The sequence below is a fragment of the Pseudomonas sp. NS1(2017) genome (genome assembly GCF_002269425.1).
Classification (GTDB): domain Bacteria; phylum Pseudomonadota; class Gammaproteobacteria; order Pseudomonadales; family Pseudomonadaceae; genus Aquipseudomonas; species Aquipseudomonas reactans.
In genome coordinates, this window is record NZ_CP022960.1 from 4,098,991 (window position 1) to 4,115,654 (window position 16,664).

At 63.0% G+C, this 16,664-nt stretch carries 16 protein-coding genes; 14 read left to right on the top strand and 2 right to left on the bottom strand.

Annotated features, from left to right (window positions below):
* Positions 1–311 precede the first annotated feature (311 nt).
* The 14 genes from CI807_RS19345 to CI807_RS19410 all read left to right on the top strand — a co-directional run bounded on the left by CI807_RS19345 (position 312) and on the right by CI807_RS19410 (position 14,604).
* On the top strand, positions 312–905 hold the full coding sequence (locus CI807_RS19345; protein ID WP_028619777.1) for a transposase: 594 nt from the start codon (positions 312–314) through the stop codon (positions 903–905).
* Positions 906–964: 59 nt separating this feature from the next.
* Positions 965–2,548 carry a ShlB/FhaC/HecB family hemolysin secretion/activation protein gene (locus CI807_RS19350; protein ID WP_095015783.1) on the top strand — a complete coding sequence of 528 codons (1,584 nt, stop codon included), beginning with the start codon at positions 965–967 and terminating at the stop codon, positions 2,546–2,548.
* A 24-nt stretch (positions 2,549–2,572) separates the two neighbouring features.
* The gene (locus CI807_RS19355) at positions 2,573–4,372 is read left to right on the top strand and encodes a DUF2341 domain-containing protein (RefSeq protein WP_095015784.1); all 1,800 of its coding nucleotides are present in this window, start codon (positions 2,573–2,575) and stop codon (positions 4,370–4,372) included.
* Between the two features lie 11 nt (positions 4,373–4,383).
* On the top strand, positions 4,384–4,809 hold the full coding sequence (locus CI807_RS19360; protein WP_016980095.1) for a biopolymer transporter ExbD: 426 nt from the start codon (positions 4,384–4,386) through the stop codon (positions 4,807–4,809).
* 3 nt (positions 4,810–4,812) lie between these two features.
* Positions 4,813–5,517: an energy transducer TonB gene (locus tag CI807_RS19365; protein ID WP_095015785.1), complete on the top strand. Its 705-nt coding sequence runs from the start codon at positions 4,813–4,815 to the stop codon at positions 5,515–5,517.
* Positions 5,518–5,559: 42 nt separating this feature from the next.
* Complete coding sequence (locus CI807_RS19370) at positions 5,560–7,260, top strand: putative porin (protein WP_095015786.1); 1,701 nt, start codon at positions 5,560–5,562, stop codon at positions 7,258–7,260.
* Positions 7,261–7,278: 18 nt separating this feature from the next.
* Positions 7,279–7,905: a DNA repair protein gene (locus CI807_RS19375; protein ID WP_095015787.1), complete on the top strand. Its 627-nt coding sequence runs from the start codon at positions 7,279–7,281 to the stop codon at positions 7,903–7,905.
* A 20-nt stretch (positions 7,906–7,925) separates the two neighbouring features.
* A complete protein-coding gene (locus tag CI807_RS19380; RefSeq protein ID WP_177409589.1) occupies positions 7,926–8,378 on the top strand; it encodes a YbjN domain-containing protein in 453 nt (150 codons plus the stop codon).
* Complete coding sequence (locus tag CI807_RS19385) at positions 8,375–9,316, top strand: peptidylprolyl isomerase (RefSeq protein ID WP_095015788.1); 942 nt, start codon at positions 8,375–8,377, stop codon at positions 9,314–9,316. Before CI807_RS19380 ends, CI807_RS19385 begins: the two co-directional genes overlap by 4 nt.
* A gap of 51 nt (positions 9,317–9,367) precedes the next feature.
* Positions 9,368–10,345 (top strand): LysR family transcriptional regulator, encoded by a 978-nt coding sequence (locus CI807_RS19390; protein WP_095015789.1) that lies wholly within the window; start codon positions 9,368–9,370, stop codon positions 10,343–10,345.
* Positions 10,346–10,473: 128 nt separating this feature from the next.
* Positions 10,474–11,064 (top strand): antibiotic biosynthesis monooxygenase, encoded by a 591-nt coding sequence (locus CI807_RS19395; protein ID WP_095015790.1) that lies wholly within the window; start codon positions 10,474–10,476, stop codon positions 11,062–11,064.
* Positions 11,061–12,899 carry an amidohydrolase gene (locus CI807_RS19400; RefSeq protein ID WP_095015791.1) on the top strand — a complete coding sequence of 613 codons (1,839 nt, stop codon included), beginning with the start codon at positions 11,061–11,063 and terminating at the stop codon, positions 12,897–12,899. The genes CI807_RS19395 and CI807_RS19400 overlap by 4 nt, the downstream gene beginning before the upstream one ends.
* Positions 12,900–12,923: 24 nt before the next feature.
* A complete protein-coding gene (ycaC, locus tag CI807_RS19405) occupies positions 12,924–13,541 on the top strand; it encodes an isochorismate family cysteine hydrolase YcaC (RefSeq protein ID WP_095015792.1) in 618 nt (205 codons plus the stop codon).
* Between the two features lie 181 nt (positions 13,542–13,722).
* The gene (locus CI807_RS19410) at positions 13,723–14,604 is read left to right on the top strand and encodes a LysR family transcriptional regulator (protein WP_095015793.1); all 882 of its coding nucleotides are present in this window, start codon (positions 13,723–13,725) and stop codon (positions 14,602–14,604) included.
* Here CI807_RS19410 and CI807_RS19415 read toward each other — a convergent pair.
* Positions 14,591–15,628, bottom strand: coding sequence for an AraC family transcriptional regulator (locus CI807_RS19415; RefSeq protein ID WP_095015794.1), 1,038 nt, complete (start codon positions 15,626–15,628; stop codon positions 14,591–14,593). The two genes, CI807_RS19410 and CI807_RS19415, sit on opposite strands and share 14 nt — an antisense overlap.
* A gap of 1 nt (position 15,629) precedes the next feature.
* Positions 15,630–16,544 (bottom strand): GGDEF domain-containing protein, encoded by a 915-nt coding sequence (locus CI807_RS19420; protein WP_095015795.1) that lies wholly within the window; start codon positions 16,542–16,544, stop codon positions 15,630–15,632.
* Positions 16,545–16,664: the final 120 nt, after the last annotated feature.

Genomic DNA, 16,664 nt, shown 5'->3' on the forward strand with positions numbered 1-16,664 from the left:
AATCACTGTCGGATTACGGGCACACCGAGCCTAGGCGAGGTGCCGAGTGTTGGGGCAAGAGCCTTTTGCTTACTTTTGGGCTTTTCAAAAGTGAGCCGCCGTAAGGGCGGAACCCTAAGTAGCCGTTACCGAAGAAACGGATATGTACCCGACCAGAAATTGCCCCCCACCCAATCCAAAATGAAGCTTTCATGACAAAAGTTCGGTAGTCCCCAGCCACTCCCGTCTCCTCTGTGTAACGCGCTTGAGCCCACCAGAACGTTGGGCTTTTCAGCCGCAAGCAGGATGCCAGGAGTGGGGCGATGGGAACTATGGAACGTTACTCGAAAGTCGGCATGCAGGAGCTCGACCAGCGCCTGTCAAAGATCGTCGAAGCGGCGCGCAAAAAGCCGGTGTCGGTCTATCGCTACGGCGCACCCTGGGTCTGGATCGTCTCCCAGGAAGACTGGCAAGGTGCGCGCAAGGAAGTCTCCAGCTACATCCCGGCAGGCCACTCCCTGGTACTGCTGCGCCCACAGATCGACGAAGTGCTCGACCAGCATCGCGACTGGCTCACCGCCGAACCCGCGATGTCGATCGCCCCGCACACCGTGCTGCAGATCCTGCTGCTGCAACTGCTGTACTCGGTGCCCAGCGAACAGCAACTGCACGAACAGCTGAACTACAACCTGCTGTTCCGCTGGTTCGTCGGCCTGGACCTCAACCAAAAGGTCTGGAGCATTCACGTACTGACCCGCGACATCGCCACGCTGCTCAACAACCCGCGTGCGGTGCAACTCATCCAGAAAATCATCGGTGACGTGTTTTGTGGCGCCTTGCTGCACATGCCGGAGTTCTCGTTGAACTTCGCCCTGTTGCACACCTGGCTGGCACGCCACGGCAGCACCTCGATCACCAGCAATTGAGCCGGCCGCACGCCGGGCATCCGGCGACGGCGCACAAAATCAGACAGTCAGGGGGCGGTGTGGAGCATCTGTTCAAATTAACGTTGGCGCTGTGTTGCGTGACGCTGGGGAGCCTGGCGCAACCGCTGTTGGCCGAGGAGGAAGAGGGCGCGCGCAAGGTCGACGTCAACGAGTACTTCGTGCGCGGCAATACGGTGCTGGATGCGGCGACGATCGAGGAGGCGGTGTATCCGTTCCTGGGGCCGCAAAAGACCTTGGGCGATATCGAAGGCGCGCGCGATGCGTTGCAGAAGATCTACCAGTCGCGGGGCTACCAGTCGGTGTTTGTCGAGTTGCCGGAGCAGAAGGTCGATGACGGTATCGTCTACCTGCAGGTCAGCGAGACCAAGGTCGGCCGGGTGCGCGTGGTCGGTGCCAAGCACTATTCGCCAGTGGAAATCCGCGAGCAGGTGCCGGCCCTGGAGGAGGGCGCAGTGCCCGACTTCGCCACGGTGCAAACCCAGTTGGCCGGCCTCAATCGCGGCGCTGGGCGCCAGGTCACGCCGCTGGTGCGCGAGGGCCAACGCCCCGGCACCATGGATGTGGATTTGCAGGTGGAAGACCAGAACCCATGGCACGCCAGTATCGGCATGAACAACGACTACAGCGCCGACACCGAGAAACTGCGCTCGGTGGCGACCCTGGGGTACGACAACCTCTGGCAACTGGGCCACAGCATTTCCCTGACCTACTTCACCGCGCCCCAGGACACCGAGAACGCCAAGGTCTGGTCGGGGTCCTACAGCGCCCCGCTCAACGAGCGCTGGACCTTGCAGTTCTCCGGTTACCAGTCCGACAGCAACATCGCCACCATCGGCGGCAGCAACGTGCTGGGCAAGGGCCATTCCTACGGCGTGTCGGCCATCTACAACCTGCCGGCGGCGGGCAACTGGGCCAACTCGTTCTCGTTTGGCGTGGACTTCAAGGACTTCGACGAACAGATGAAGTTCGGCTCCAGCAGCGACCAGGTGCCGCTCAAATACGCACCGTTCACCTTGGGCTACAACGGCTTTCGCTACACCGAACAATCGCAGTTGGGCCTGGGCTTGAACCTGGTAGTGGGCACTCGCGCCTTCTTCGGCTACGGCAGCGATGCCGAAGAGTTCGAATACAAACGCTACAAGGCCAGCGCCAGTTTTGCCGTGCTCAAGGGCGACCTGAATTACACCTATACCTTCGCCAACGACTGGCAGTCGGCAACCAAGGGCGGCTTCCAGCTGGCGTCGGGGCCGCTGGTGTCCAACGAGCAGTATTCCGCCGGCGGCGCTACGTCGGTGCGCGGTTATCTGGCGGCGGAGCGTACCGGGGATGAGGGGTACTTGCTCTCTCAGGAACTGCGCACGCCGTCCCTGGCCAAGTTCCTCGGCAGTTATGTGCAGGAGTGGCGCTTCTACGCGTTCGCCGAAGGCGCGCGCATGCGCCTGCACGACCCGCTGCCTGAGCAAGAAGACGAATACAGCCTGGCGAGTGTCGGCCTGGGCACCCGCGCCAGTTTGAGCAAATGGTTGTCCGGCAGCCTGGATTGGGGCTACCCGCTGCTCGATGGACCGAACACCCAGAAACAGGACTCGCGACTGCACTTCAGTGTGCAGGCGACTTTCTGACTTTTTCTTCCGGAGACTTCACCCATGCAACGCCTATTCCTGAGCCTGTTGATCTGCCTGGGCTTCACGCTCCCGGCCACCGCCCATGCCTGGTGGCAGGACGACTGGCACTACCGCAAACAGATTTCGGTGGACACCACCGCCCAAGGCGCCGCGATCAACCAGGCCCTGGGCCGCACCGCGCTGCTGGTGCGCTTGCACACCGGCAACTTCACCTTTGACGGGGTCAAGGATGACGGCGCCGACCTGCGCTTTGTGAGCGCCGATGACAAAACCGTGTTCAACCACCAGATCGAGAGCTTCGACCCGTTGATGGGCATGGCACTGATCTGGGTCGATGTGCCCAAGGTCGAAGGCGGCCAGCGCCAGGACCTGTGGATGTACTACGGCAACCAGAAGGCCCCGGCCACCGCCAACGGCCAACTGACGTTCGACCCGAACTACACCGCGCTCTACCATTTTGACGGGGCCAATGGCACACCGGCCCGCGACACCACGGCCTACGCCAACACCGCGTTGAACGCCACCGGTGCGAGCATCGACGGTGTGATCGGCCGTGCCTTGCAGTTCAGCGGCCAAGCCTTGATGTTGCCGGCCAGCCCTTCGCTGCAACACGCTGCGGGTGGCGCGTTTACCTTCAGCGCCTGGCTGCGCCTGGACCAGGCCAGCGGTGAGCAAGTCGTGCTTGCCCGCCGCGATGGCCCCCATAGCCTGTTGCTGGGCTTGAACCAGGGCATGCCGTTCGTGGATATCGATGGCCAGCGCGCCGTGTCGAGCCAACCGCTGAACCCCGGCCAATGGCAGCACCTGGCGTTCACCGCCGAGGGTGACAAGGTCACGCTGTATGTGAATGGCCGTGAAACCGCCATCCTGGCCGTTGCCTTGCCGGCGTTCAACTCCCAACTGGCCATTGGTGCCGATCTGCCGGAAGCGGGCACCACCCACCTACCATTCGCCGGGGCCATCGATGAGCTGCGCTTGTCCAAGGTCGCGCGTCCGGCGGCACTGTTGCTGGCCGATGCCAACGCCCAGGGCGCGGAGTCGAAACTGGTGGCCTATGGCGTGGATGAAGAGCAGTCCGGCTTTGGTTTCGGCAGCCTGGGCTTCTTGCTCAACGCGGTGCCGGTGGATGCCTGGGTGATCATCCTGGTGCTGGTGGCGATGATGTTCCAGTCGTGGGTCATCATGCTGCGCAAGAACCGCCAGGTCAGCCGCGTGAGCAGCGCCAACGAAGTGTTCCGCGAGCATTTCGCGCAGATTGGCACGCGACTGGAGATGTACGCCGACGACGCCCAACTGGGTGAGCGCCTGGCCCATTCTTCGCTGTGGCGCCTGTACCTGGTGGCGGTCAAGGAGATCCGCACCCGGCGTGCCCAGGGCGCTGACACCTCGTCGGTGTCGGCCGCGACCATCGAAGCCATCCGCTGCTCGATGGACGGCGTGCGCACCCGCGAAAACCAGGCGCTCAGCTCCAAGCTCTCGACCCTGTCCAACGCCATCGCCGGCGGCCCTTATATCGGCCTGCTCGGCACGGTGCTGGGGATCATGGTGGTGTTCCTCGGCACGGCGATGGCCGGTGACGTGAACATCAACGCGATTGCTCCCGGTATGGCGGCGGCCTTGCTGGCCACGGCCATGGGCCTGTTTGTCGCGATCCCGGCGCTGTTTGGCTATAACCGCTTGATCACGCGGAACAAGGAAGTCAGCGCGGACATGCGTGTGTTTGTCGACGAGTTCATCACCCGCCTGGCGGAGATGCATGGCGAGAGCCAGCACAGTGAAGCGGCGCACCGTCGTGACCATCACGCGCCGGTTCCGGCCTGAGGAGAATCGCGATGGCTTCTGTAAATACCTCCCACGACGATGACGATGACGCTGCCGTCGACAGCATCAACATCACGCCCCTGGTGGACGTGCTGATGGTGGTGCTGGTGATGTTTATCCTCACCGCCACCGCCCAGGTCTCGGGCATCCAGATTCACTTGCCCAAGGCCAGCGCCTCGGTGTCGTTGTCGGAGGCCAAGACCAAGGCCATCTCCGTGAACGACGGTGGCCAGGTGTTCCTCGACGCCTACCCGGTGACCCTCGGTGAGCTGGAAGAACGCCTGCGCATCGAGAAAGCGCTGAACCCGGACTTCCCGGTGATCGTGCGTGGCGATGCGATGGTGCAGTACCAAAAGGTGATCGAAGTGCTCGACCTGCTGCGTCGGCTGGAACTGTCCCAGGTCGGGTTGGTTACCGGCAAACCGAGCCAGGGCTGAGTCATGACTGCACAGATCCCGATTGCTCCCTTGCCCGTGAAAAAGAAGCCGCCGTTGCGCCCATTGAAGTGGGGTGCCGGCCTGTTGCTGGGCGCCGTGGCCGCCTGGTGCTTGTGGCAATGGGCCAACGACATGAGTGGCGTGCGCCGCGAAGCACCGAAGGTGCCGACGATTATCCCGTTGCCGCCGCCACCGCCACCACCGCCGGAAAAGCCCAAGGAACCTGAGCCCCAGGTCGAAGAAAAAATCCCGGAACCGGTGCCAAGCCCCGAACCCGAGGAGGTCAAGCCGGCCGAGGAAGCGCCGCCTTCGCCTAACGAAGACTTGGCCAACCCGATGCAGATCGATGGCGACGCGCAGTCCGGCAATGACGGTTTCAACATCGGCGCCGGCAAGGGCGGCGGCATGGCCGGCAGTGGCGGCGGTGGGTTGGGGACGGGCACCTACAAGCAGTACCTGGCCGGCACCTATCAGCGGCTGATGCGCGAAGACCCTGAGCTGCGCAAGAAGGCGTTCTCGATACAGGTAGACCTGTGGTTGGGCGCCGAGGGCCAGGTCACCAAAGCTTTGGTGGCCAAGTCCAGCGGGGATGCCGAGACCGACGCGCAGATGCTCGCCTTGATCCAGGCACTGCGTGCCACACAGAAACCGCCGGCGTCGCTGACGCTGCCCATGCGCCTGTCCCTGAAAGGTCGGCGCCCGGATTGATCAAACCCTTTTACAACGGTTTTTTACAGGAGTTGCGTACACATGATTTCCCCCGTGAATCGACTGACCCTGGCGGTCGGCATGGTCATCGCGACCCTGGTCGGCCAGGCGGCTGCAGCCCCGGTCGCACCCTCGGAAAACGTCACCATCAACCTGATCCGCCTGTTGGTGCAGCAAGGCGTGCTGACCCAGGACACCGCCAACGGCCTGATCGCCCAGGCCGAAAAAGAGGCCCAGCAGGCCCGCCAGGCCAATGCCGCGCCGGTGGTGGCTGCCGGCCCGGCCGCAGCGCCGGGTGACGTGCGTGTGCAATACGTGCCGCAGGCGGTCAAGGATCAGATCCGCGACCAGGTCAAGGCTGAAGTCATGGCCACCGCCAAGCAGGAAAACTGGGCCCAGCCCAACACCTTCCCGGACTGGGTCTCGCGCATCAGCTTTGATGGTGATATCCGCCTGCGGGACGAGTCGCGTTACTTCTCGGGCAATAACAGCAACGAGATCGTCGACTACGCCAAGCTCAATGAAAGCGGCCCGTACGACACCAACAAAGACACCAACACCAAGCTGCCGCCGTTGCTCAACACCACCAAGGACCGCGAAAACCTGTTCCGTCTGCGCGCCCGTTTGGGCATGAAAGCCGTGCTGTCACCCGACTGGACGGCCGGCATCCGTGTGGGCACCGGCTCTGACAACAACCCGGTGTCCACCACCCAGACCCTGGGCGGCGGCTTTGGCAAGAAAGACATCTGGCTCGACCAGGGTTACCTGAGCTGGAAGGCCACCCCGGACGTGACCCTCACCGCCGGGCGTTTCGCCAACCCGTTCTATTCCACGGACATGATGTATTCGGGCGACCTGAACTTCGACGGTATCGCCGCCAATTTCAACCACGCCCTGAACAGCCAGTGGGGCTTGTTTGGCACCTTGGGTGCGTTCCCGGTGGAGTACACCTCCGACTCGGCCAGCAGCAACGGCTTCGACAAGGAAGACAGCGAGACCAAGTGGCTGTTTGGAGGGCAGATCGGCGCCAACTGGAAGATCAACCGCGAGAACAGCCTGAAGGGCGCGGTGGCCTACTACCACTTTGACGACATCGAAGGTAAACGCTCCGGCGCCTGCCAGCCGTGGTCCGGCCAGCCGGCCTGCGACAGCGACGGCTCGCGCCTGGCCTTCATGCAGAAGGGCAACAGTGTGTTCCTGCTGCGCGACATCACGCCGAATCCGGCCACTCCGGGCCTGACCCCGCAACCGCAGTTCGTCGGCCTGGCATCCAAGTTCGACGTGCTCGACCTGAACCTGGCCTGGGATGCCGAGCTGCCCAGCGATTTCAAGCTGCGCACCCAAGGCAACTTCATCCACAACCTGGCCTACGACAAGGGCGAGATGCTCAAGCGCAGCGAAGGCCAGATCGTCAACAACATCAACAGCAAGGGCCAGTTTGAAAGTGGCGGCAATGCGCTGATGGTGTCGTTCACCCTCGGCAGCGCGCTGGAAATGCGCAAGCGCGGCGATTGGAACGTGTTGGCCGGCTACAAATACATCCAGCCTGACGCACTGCCTGACGGCTTCAACGACTCGTCGTTCCACCTGGGCGGCACCAACGCCAAGGGTTATTTCATTGGCGCCAACTACGGCATCGAAAAGAACATCTACGCCAGTGCGCGTTGGTTGAGCGCGTCCGAAGTGTATGGCGCGCCGTTCGAAGTCGATGTGATGCAACTGGAACTCAACACGCGCTTTTGATGCGCACGGAGATGCCACATGAACACGCGAATCTGCGGGCTGTTGCTGCTGCTGGTCACCACCGGCGCGTCGGCTGAAGGCATGGAGGAACGCCTGCGTACGCAACTGCGCAGCACCACCCAGCAATTGCAGGCCCTGCAAAGCGAACAGGCCCAGGCCAGCGCCGCGCGGATTGCGGCGGAAAGCCAGGCCAAGCAGGCCCAGGCGCAAATCAAGCAATTGACCGCCGAACTCGCCCAGGCCCGTGGCGTGGCCGAGCAAATGGCCGGTCAGCAACAGAGCCTGCACAGCCAGGCACAGGCCCAGGTGGCCGCCAGCAACGAGCAGATCGGCAAGTTCAAGAAGGCCTATGACGAACTGCTGGTGCTGGCCAAGGGCAAAGAGGCCGAGCGTGCGCGCTTGCAGGCACAACTGAGCGACCGTGACACACAAGTGCAGCAATGTTCAGTCAAGAATCAACAGATGTACGGCGTGGCCCAGCAGTTGCTCGCGGCCTACGAAAAAATCGACGTGGCCGAGGTGATGAGTATTCGCCAGCCTTTCGCCAGCAGCGCGCGGGTCAAGTTCGAGGAACTGGCCCAGGGCTTTGGCGACGATTTGTACAAGAGCCGTTTCGATGCGCCCCAGGCAACCGCCAATCATTGATCGACAGGGAAGAAATCACCATGAGCGAATTGATCACCAGCGTCACCACCCAGAGCCTCACCGAGCTGTTGCAGGAAGCCGGTTACCGGGTCAATCAGACCGAACAAAATGGCATCGTGCAATTGCTCAGCGCCAGCCAGGGCATCGGTTTTGCGGTGCGCTTCGGCAACCCGGCGGCGGAGCAGGGCAGCTATGTGGATTTCACCTATAGCTGTGCGCTGCGCATCCAGGGCGAATTGCCTGAAGGTCTGGCGCAGGTGTGGAACGCGTCGCGACGCTTTGCGCGGTTGTCGGTGCAGGGCGAGTTTTTGTTGATGGAAATGGACGTGGTGGTGGCGGGCGTCGGCGCCACGCACCTGCGCAGCCAGTTGGAACTGTGGGATCGCCTGTTGCAGGAATTTATCGTTTACCTGCGTGAATACAGCCAGCAGGCCGCGCAGTTGCAGGCTGAAGCCGAGGCGCCGGTATTGTGAAGAAACCAACCTTGATGGTCGGCGCGGGTGCGTTGGCCTTGCTGGTGGTGGCGGTGGGCTTGAGCCTGCGGCCGGGCAGTGACCCGGTGGCGGCGCAGCAACCGGCGCCGGTGATCAATCCTGTATCGGCCGGCCCAGCGGTGGCCCGCCTGGGCAATCAGCAGATCGACCTGACGGAACTGAAAACCGTGCTGGCCAGCCTGCCTGCCGAGTCCCGTGAGCAGTTGCGCGGTAACCGTGGCGCGTTGGAAACCTGGATTCGTTCACGCCTGGCGCAAAAGGCGGTGCTCGAACAGGCCGACGCCCAGGGCTGGCGCCAGCGCCCGGGCGTGGAACAGCAGACCCGCGCCGCCGCCGAGCAGATCGTGTTCCGCGACTACATGCTCTCGGTCAGCCAAGTGCCGGCCGATTACCCCAGCGCGGCGGAGTTGCAGCAGGCCTACGACAGTGGCAAGGCGCAATGGCTGACGCCGCCATTGTACCGGGTGAGCCAGATTTTCCTGGCGACCAATGACCCGCAAACCGTCGATAACGTGCGCCGCCAGGCCCAGGAACTGAGCCGTCGTGCCCAGACCGCGCCAGGTGATTTCGCCGCCCTGGCCACGCAGTTTTCCCAGGACACCGACTCCGCCGCACGCGGTGGCGACTCGGGCATGCAGCCTTTGCAACAGCTGGTGCCGGAAGTCCGCAATGTCGTGTCGCGCCTCAAGGTCGGTGCCGTGTCGGACGTGGTGCAGAGCGCGGCGGGGTTTCATGTGCTCAAGCTCACCGGCCAGCAACCGGCGCGTACCGCGACCCTCGACGAACTGCGCGAGCGCCTGACCCAGGCCCTGCGTGCCCAGCGCCAGGAACAGATCGCCAAGGCCTACCTCGAAGGCATGCTTAACACCGCAACCCTGAGTATCGACGGCGCCGAGTTGAACAAGGTGCTGGAGTAACCCGCGTCAACCCGCATTGGATGCACAGACCGACAAGACAGGGAGTCTCCCATGGCATTGCTAGAACCGTCCGCCCCCCAGGGGCCGTCCGCTTATCGCGCCCCCACCGAGGGACGCAGTAGCTGGCTGGCCCTGGCCCATGAGATCGACCCGGAGGTGGCGCGCTACTTTCTGGTGAGCGCGCGCTGCGGCTGCTTCATGCAGGCGGCGCGCAGCTTGAATATCAAGGCGACGCTGTTGCGCAAGCGCCTGGCACAACTGGAAGAACATTTACGGCATTCGCTGTTCAGCTACCAGGGTAATGGCCTGGTGCTCAGTCGCGATGGCCAGCAGTTGCAGGCCCAATTGATTGCCCTGGCCCAAGAACGGCGCTTGCCGGTCACGGAGCAGCCGTTGATTCGGCTGGCGGTGGCCGAACCGATCCTGCACGACATCCTTGGCCGTGACCTGATCGCGTTGCTGCGCCGCAATGCCAGCGTGCGCCTGGAGATCATCTCCATCGACAGCCAGTTGTCGCTGCAAGCGGTGGATGTGGATGTGGTGCTGTGGTTGTCGGACACCGATGGCCCCGTGCCTGGCCCGAGCTTTGCCACCGAGCCGCCACAGGCCCTGGCGCGCTTGCATTACTTGCCGCATATCGCCAAGCGTTATTCGCGGTTGACGACACGACCTGACAGTGTGGAAGACCTCGACGACTACATGCTGGTGCAATGGCAGCCGGATGCTCAGGTGGGCGCGTTGCAGGCGTGGAACCAGGTGGTGCAGCAGCGCCTGGCGGCGGTGGTGCAGGTACATGCATATTCGTTGATGCTGGAGATGATTCGCTGTGGGGCGTGCATTGGGTTGCTGCCGCATTACATGAGCAGTTTTGACCGGGGCCTGGTGGCGTTGCCGGGTTTGTTGGCCGAGAGCATGCAGCGCCAGGTGTGGCTGGCGGTGAATGCGCAGGTGGGGAATCGGGAAGCGGTGCGGATGATTGTGGAGTTGATCATTGGCACCTTTGAAGGCCGTCGTGAGTGGTTTGACTGACGGTATACCTGTCCGTTACCCCAGTAACGGACAGGGACTCAACCCAAACAGCACGTACATCCAATTTTCCCCAGCCCAATCCCCGCAAACTCCCTCATCGCTGAAACATCAAGGCAGAGGGACACCCCATGGACCCAGCAACAAAACCAGGCCCCGACGAAGTCGTCACCCTGGTGGTCAAACACCTGATCAAACCCGGCCGGGAAGCCGACTACGAAGCCTGGCTACGCCGCATCGTACGTATCGCCGGCGCGCGCCCAGGCCACCTCGGTGTCGACGTGGTGCGCGGCAAGCAAGGTAACCTGGCGCTGTTCACCTGCGTATTGCGCTATCGCTCCACCGACGACCTGGAAACCTGGCTCGACTCCCCCGAGCGCAAAACCCTGATCGCCGAAGCCACCCCCATGCTTGCTGACGGTGACAACACCGAAATCGGTGCGGTCAACGAATTCTGGTTCAACCCCGTAACCGAGAACGCCGCCAAGCCGCCACGCTGGAAGCAGGCCGTGGTCACCCTGTTCGTGATCCTGCCGCTGACCCTGCTGGTGCCAATCATCTGGGGCCCGGTACTGCGCCTGCACCCGTTCCTCTCCCATTACGTGGTCGCCACCTTCCTGATCACCCTGACCATCGTGTTGCTGGTGGTTTACCTGTTGATGCCGGCCGCCACCCGCCTGTTCGCCCCCTGGCTTGAAGCCTCTGCAAAGGAAACCCTATGAACGCCGATCTGATTTTGTTCAATGGCCAGTTCCACACCGTGGACCGTGAGAACCCCCGCGCCACGGCGGTCGCCATCAGCCAGGGGCGCTTTGTCGCCGTGGGCACCGACGGTGAAGCCATGGCCCTGCGTGGCAGTGCTACCCAGGTTATCGACCTCAAGGGCCGCACCGTCATCCCCGGCCTCAACGACTCGCACCTGCACCTGATTCGTGGCGGGTTGAACTACAACCTCGAATTACGTTGGGAGGGTGTGCCGTCACTGGCTGACGCCTTGCGCATGCTCAAGGACCAGGCCGACCGCACGCCGACGCCGCAATGGGTCCGCGTGGTCGGCGGCTGGAACGAATTCCAGTTCGCCGAAAAGCGCATGCCGACCCTGGAAGAACTCAACCAGGCGGCGCCGGACACCCCGGTGTTCGTGCTGCACCTGTACGACCGTGCCTTGCTCAACCGCGCCGCCCTGCGTGTGGCCGGCTACACCAAGGACACGCCGAACCCGCCAGGCGGCGAGATCGTGCGTGACAGCAACGGCAACCCCACCGGCATGCTGGTAGCGCGACCCAACGCGATGATCTTGTATTCGACCCTGGCCAAGGGCCCGAAACTGCCGCTGGAATACCAGGTCAACTCGACCCGCCAGTTCATGCGTGAACTCAATCGCCTAGGCCTCACCAGCGCCATCGATGCGGGCGGTGGTTTCCAGAACTACCCCGATGACTACGCGGTGATCGAGCAGTTGGCCAAGGACGAACAGTTGACGGTGCGCATCGCCTACAACCTGTTCACCCAGAAGCCCAAGGAAGAACTCAGCGACTTCAAGAACTGGACCGGCAGTGTCACCCTGCATCAGGGCGATGACTACTTGCGCCACAACGGCGCTGGCGAGATGCTGGTGTTTTCAGCGGCCGACTTCGAAGACTTCCTTGAGCCGCGCCCGGACCTGCCGTTGACCATGGAGCAGGAGCTCGAACCGGTGGTACGCCACCTGGTGGAGCAGCGCTGGCCGTTCCGTTTGCACGCGACCTATGACGAGTCCATCTCGCGCATGCTCGACGTGTTCGAGAAGGTCAACCGCGACATTCCATTCAATGGCCTGCCGTGGTTCTTCGACCACGCAGAAACCATCACGCCTAAGAACATCGAGCGGGTGAGGGCGCTCGGTGGTGGTATCGCGATCCAGGACCGCATGGCGTTCCAGGGCGAGTACTTCGTTGAGCGTTACGGCGCCAAGGCGGCCGAAGCCACGCCACCGATCAAGCGCATGCTCGCCGAAGGCGTGCCGGTCGGGGCGGGCACTGACGCGACGCGGGTGTCGAGCTACAACCCGTGGACCTCGCTGTACTGGATGGTCAGCGGTCGCACCGTTGGCGGCCTGGAGCTGCACGCCGAAGGCCTGCCGCGCCTGACGGCGCTGGAACTGTTCACCCATGGCAGCGCCTGGTTCTCGTCCGAGCAGGGCAAGAAGGGCCAGATCAAGGTCGGCCAATTGGCGGACGTGGCTGCGCTGTCGGCGGACTTCTTCAGTGTCGATGAAGAAGCCATCAAATGGATCGAATCGGTGCTCACCGTGGTCGGCGGCAAGGTGGTCTACGGCGCCGGTGACTTCGAAGATTTCGCACCGCCCCGCGTGCCGGTGCTGCCGGACTGGTCGCCGGTGGTCAAGGTGCCGGGTCACTGGCGCCCGAACTCGCCGTTGCAGGCTCAGGTTCACCAGTGCAGCGGCCCGTGCGGCGTGCATTCCCACAGCCATGAAAAGGCGCGGCTTTCCAGCGTGCCGGTCAGCGACTTCCAGGGATTCTGGGGTGCGTTTGGCTGCTCGTGTTTTGCTTTCTGATCAAACCCCCGAAGGAGTTAACCCATGACTTACAAACGCTTGAACAAAGATGACGCCGTTGTGCTGTTGGTCGATCACCAGACCGGCCTGATCTCGCTGGTCCAGGACTTCTCCCCGAACGAATTCAAGAACAACGTGCTGGCCCTGGCTGACGTCGCCAAGTTCTTCAACCTGCCGACCATCCTCACCACCAGTTTTGAAAGCGGCCCTAACGGCCCACTGGTGCCCGAGCTGAAAGAACTGTTCCCGGACGCGCCATACATCCCGCGTCCTGGCCAGATCAACGCCTGGGACAACGAGGATTTCGTCAAGGCGGTCAAGGCCACCGGCCGCAAGCAGATCATCATTGCCGGCGTGGTGACGGATGTGTGCGTTGCGTTCCCGACCCTGTGCGCCCTCGATGAAGGCTTCGAAGTGTTCGTGGTCACCGACGCCTCCGGCACCTTCAACGAAACCGTGCAACAGGCCGCCTGGGCGCGCATGACAGCAGCCGGTGCCCAATTGGTGAACTGGTTCTCCGTGGCCTGCGAGCTGCAAGTGGACTGGCGCAACGACATGGAAGGCCTGGCCAACCTGCTGTCGCCGCGCATTCCCAACTACCGCAACCTGATGAACAGCTACTCGGCGTTTACCACTAAATAAATTGTTCCTACGTACGTCGAAATACCCTTGTGGGAGCAGGCTTGCTCGCGAATACGGAGTGTCAGTCGGCAGATTCGTTGACTGATCCACCGCATTCGCGAGCAAGCCCGCTCCCACATTTGATTTGTGGTGTTGCGACCATCCGGTTATAAAACAGCCCATCGTCCACCGAGAAGCGACAATGAACCCCTTCGAAGACATGCGCCTGTTCTGCCAGGTCATGGAATCCGGCAGTTTCACCGCCGCCGCCGAGCAGCTGGGCCTGTCCAAGCAGTTCGTCAGCCGCCGCCTGATCCAGCTGGAAGACCGCCTCGGCGTGCGCCTGCTCAACCGTTCCACGCGCCGTCTGGATGTCACGCCACTCGGCCAGAGTTATTACGAGTCCGCCTTGCGCCTGCTCGGTGAAGTCGAGCAAGTGGAGCAGGGCATCGCCGGGCAGAACAGCGAACCCCGCGGCACCCTCCGCCTCAGCGCGCCGTTGTCGTTTGCGATGGCGCACCTGGGCTGCCTGTTGCCGTTGTTCCTGCAGCACCATCCCCAGGTGTCGGTGGAAGTCGATTTGAGCGACCGCCCCGTGGACCTGATCGGCGAGGGCTACGACCTGGTGCTGCGCATCGGCACCCTGGAAGATTCCACCTTGATTGCCCGCCGTATCGCCAGCATTCCCCGGGTGTATTGCGCAAGCCCCGACTACCTGGCCCTGCGCGGTACGCCGCAAAAACCCGAAGACCTCGCCGACCACGACTGCCTGCCCTACGGCCATGGCCGCCAGGTGCAATGGCGTTTCAAGGGTAAGGTGCAGGCGCTGAATGTGAGCGGGCGTATGCGCGTGAACAACGGCGATTTGCTGCGCGACACTGCTGTCGCCGGCTTGGGTGTGACCTACCTGCCGACGTTTATCGTCGGCGATGCCTTGAAGGACGGCCGCCTGGTCACCGTCCTCGACGAGTTCGCCCCCGAAGCGCTGACCTTGTCGGCGGTGTACCCGCAGCATCGGCAAAGCTCGCGGCCGGTGCAGGCGCTGGTGGAGTTTCTGCGCGAACGCCTGGCTAGCGGCTGTTGAACAGTTGGCGGATCAGGTTGGGCGTGCTGCCGGTCCAGCGCTTGAATGAACGGCGAAAGTTCGCCGCGTCGTTGAAGTTCAGGTACGCCGCCACTTCGTCATTGCTGTAGCCCTTGACCTGATACAGGTGCAGCGCCACTTGCTTGCGCACACGGTCCACCTGCTGCTGAAAACCGGTGTCGTGCTTGTGCAGCTTGCGCTTGAGGGTTGCCGGGCTCATGGCGAAGGCCTGCGCGGCCTGTTCCAGGCTCGGCGGCTGGCGCACCTGCTCGCGCAGATAGTCGTAGAGACAATCCAGAAAACTGCCGGTGAAGCCCAGCTGTTCGATCTGCTCGCGCGCTTGTTGGCGCGCGACCTGGCCTGCGGTGGCCGAGGCGCCCGGCCAGGCGCGTGTGAGGTGCTCGCGCGGTATGCTCAGCATGTCCAGTGGCCGCTCGAAACGTGTGTCTTCCCCCAGGTGCACCCAATATTGCTCGACATAGCGCGGCTCGGCATGGCTGAAGCTGGCCGTCCATGGCAGGCGTTCGCCGCTGAGCCATTGGCTCATGGCAACCAGTGAGGTCATGCTGGCTTCCAGCAAGAAGCGCCAGTGTTCGCCGGCGCCGCAACTGTCCAGCCAGTACAGATAGGCGTGGTGCTCATCCAGCTCCAGTTGCAGGGTGACCAGCGGGCTGAGCAGCACCTGTTGCTGGATCAGGATGTCGAGGGCCTGGTGCAGGTTCTGTGCATGGCCCAACGCATGACTGGCGGCGCCGTAATAACCGGGCAACAGGCGTTGGCCGAACAGGAAACTGCTGTCGTCTGCGTCGAGCAGTTTGCGGCTGTTGCCGATCAAACCCAGAAACTGCTGCGGGCTCAGCCGCGCCGTGCCGGCCAGGAGGTCTTCGTGGAACAAGCCGGTGCCGCGCAGCAGGCGGTGGCTGTCGATGTCCCGGGACAGGGCCAGGTCGATCAGCGTGGCCGGTTGATAGTGCCCGGGGATGAAGCGGCTGTCGGCCTCGTACCAACTGGTCTTGACGGCCATCTCAGGCACTTTTCGCCAGGGGTTGCTTGGCTCTGGCCAGGGCCAGGTTGAGGCGTTTGAGCAGGTCGTGGGGCGGCTCGTCCAGGGCCATGACCACGGCGGTGGTCGCCGCCAGTTGCAGGCGCTCACCGTGCAGTCGGGTCTTGTGGGCCAGGCCGCGTACGGCCTGTTGCAACTCCAGCGCGATCTCCTTGGCCTGGCGTTCGCCGGTATTGGGCAGCAGCACCACAAAACGGTCGCCGGCCAGGCGGCACAGCAGGTCCTGGCGGCGCAGGTTGAGCAGCAGCAAATGGCTGAGCGCCTGCAACACCGCATCGCCTTCGGCATGCCCGTAGGCCTGGTTGATGGCGGCGAAGTTGTCCAGGTCCAGGGCCAGCAGCGACAGCGGTTGTTGCTGCGCGTGGCTGTCTTGCAGGCTGTCGGCCAACTGGCGCTTGAGGTAGTCGGCACCGGCCAGCGGCGTGAGTTTGTCGAACAGCCGATGTTCGCGGAACAGCCGCTCACGCTTTTCCATCTGCGCGCTGATCGCCAGTTGCTCGCGGTGCCAGTGGTAGATGCCGATGGTCAGCAGGATCATGCCCATCGGCATCGGCCCGGACTCCAGCCAGTGATCCCAGGTGATGCTGTCGGGCAGGCGGATGAACTCATCGAGGCTGTCGATCCACCAGGAGAAGAAAATGCACGACAGGCCCAGCGCCAGGTAGTTGGTGACGCGCCCGGCGGGGCGGCTCTTCAGCACCAGGCCCAGCCACACCAGCGCCAACAGCGCGGAGCCGCCTTCGCCGAAGATGTCCAGCCACACCCATTCGCTGAAGCTCTTCAACTCGCCACAGGCCAGGTGCAGGATCAGCCCGAGGTTGGCGGCGATCAGCAACAGGGAGAGTTTCCAGCGGTGGGGTTTGAGCACGGAAAACATGGCCGCGAGTCCTTGGGCAAAAAAGCGATGGGCGCCAGCACAGCAGATGGATGTGACGGTTGCGTGACGGTGGGGAGGGGTCGAATCAGCTCATGCCATACACACAATCTCCTGCCAAAC

Excerpts from the sequence above, each read along its gene's own strand:
- CI807_RS19345 (WP_028619777.1), top strand. The coding sequence starts at position 312 with ATGGAACGTTACTCGAAAGTCGGCATGCAGGAGCTCGACCAGCGCCTG.
- CI807_RS19355 (WP_095015784.1), top strand. The coding sequence starts at position 2,573 with ATGCAACGCCTATTCCTGAGCCTGTTGATCTGCCTGGGCTTCACGCTC.
- CI807_RS19360 (WP_016980095.1), top strand. The coding sequence starts at position 4,384 with ATGGCTTCTGTAAATACCTCCCACGACGATGACGATGACGCTGCCGTC.
- CI807_RS19365 (WP_095015785.1), top strand. The coding sequence starts at position 4,813 with ATGACTGCACAGATCCCGATTGCTCCCTTGCCCGTGAAAAAGAAGCCG.
- CI807_RS19370 (WP_095015786.1), top strand. The coding sequence starts at position 5,560 with ATGATTTCCCCCGTGAATCGACTGACCCTGGCGGTCGGCATGGTCATC.
- CI807_RS19375 (WP_095015787.1), top strand. The coding sequence starts at position 7,279 with ATGAACACGCGAATCTGCGGGCTGTTGCTGCTGCTGGTCACCACCGGC.
- CI807_RS19380 (WP_177409589.1), top strand. The coding sequence starts at position 7,926 with ATGAGCGAATTGATCACCAGCGTCACCACCCAGAGCCTCACCGAGCTG.
- CI807_RS19390 (WP_095015789.1), top strand. The coding sequence starts at position 9,368 with ATGGCATTGCTAGAACCGTCCGCCCCCCAGGGGCCGTCCGCTTATCGC.
- CI807_RS19395 (WP_095015790.1), top strand. The coding sequence starts at position 10,474 with ATGGACCCAGCAACAAAACCAGGCCCCGACGAAGTCGTCACCCTGGTG.
- CI807_RS19400 (WP_095015791.1), top strand. The coding sequence starts at position 11,061 with ATGAACGCCGATCTGATTTTGTTCAATGGCCAGTTCCACACCGTGGAC.
- ycaC (WP_095015792.1), top strand. The coding sequence starts at position 12,924 with ATGACTTACAAACGCTTGAACAAAGATGACGCCGTTGTGCTGTTGGTC.
- CI807_RS19410 (WP_095015793.1), top strand. The coding sequence starts at position 13,723 with ATGAACCCCTTCGAAGACATGCGCCTGTTCTGCCAGGTCATGGAATCC.
- CI807_RS19415 (WP_095015794.1), bottom strand. The coding sequence starts at position 15,628 with ATGGCCGTCAAGACCAGTTGGTACGAGGCCGACAGCCGCTTCATCCCC.
- CI807_RS19420 (WP_095015795.1), bottom strand. The coding sequence starts at position 16,544 with ATGTTTTCCGTGCTCAAACCCCACCGCTGGAAACTCTCCCTGTTGCTG.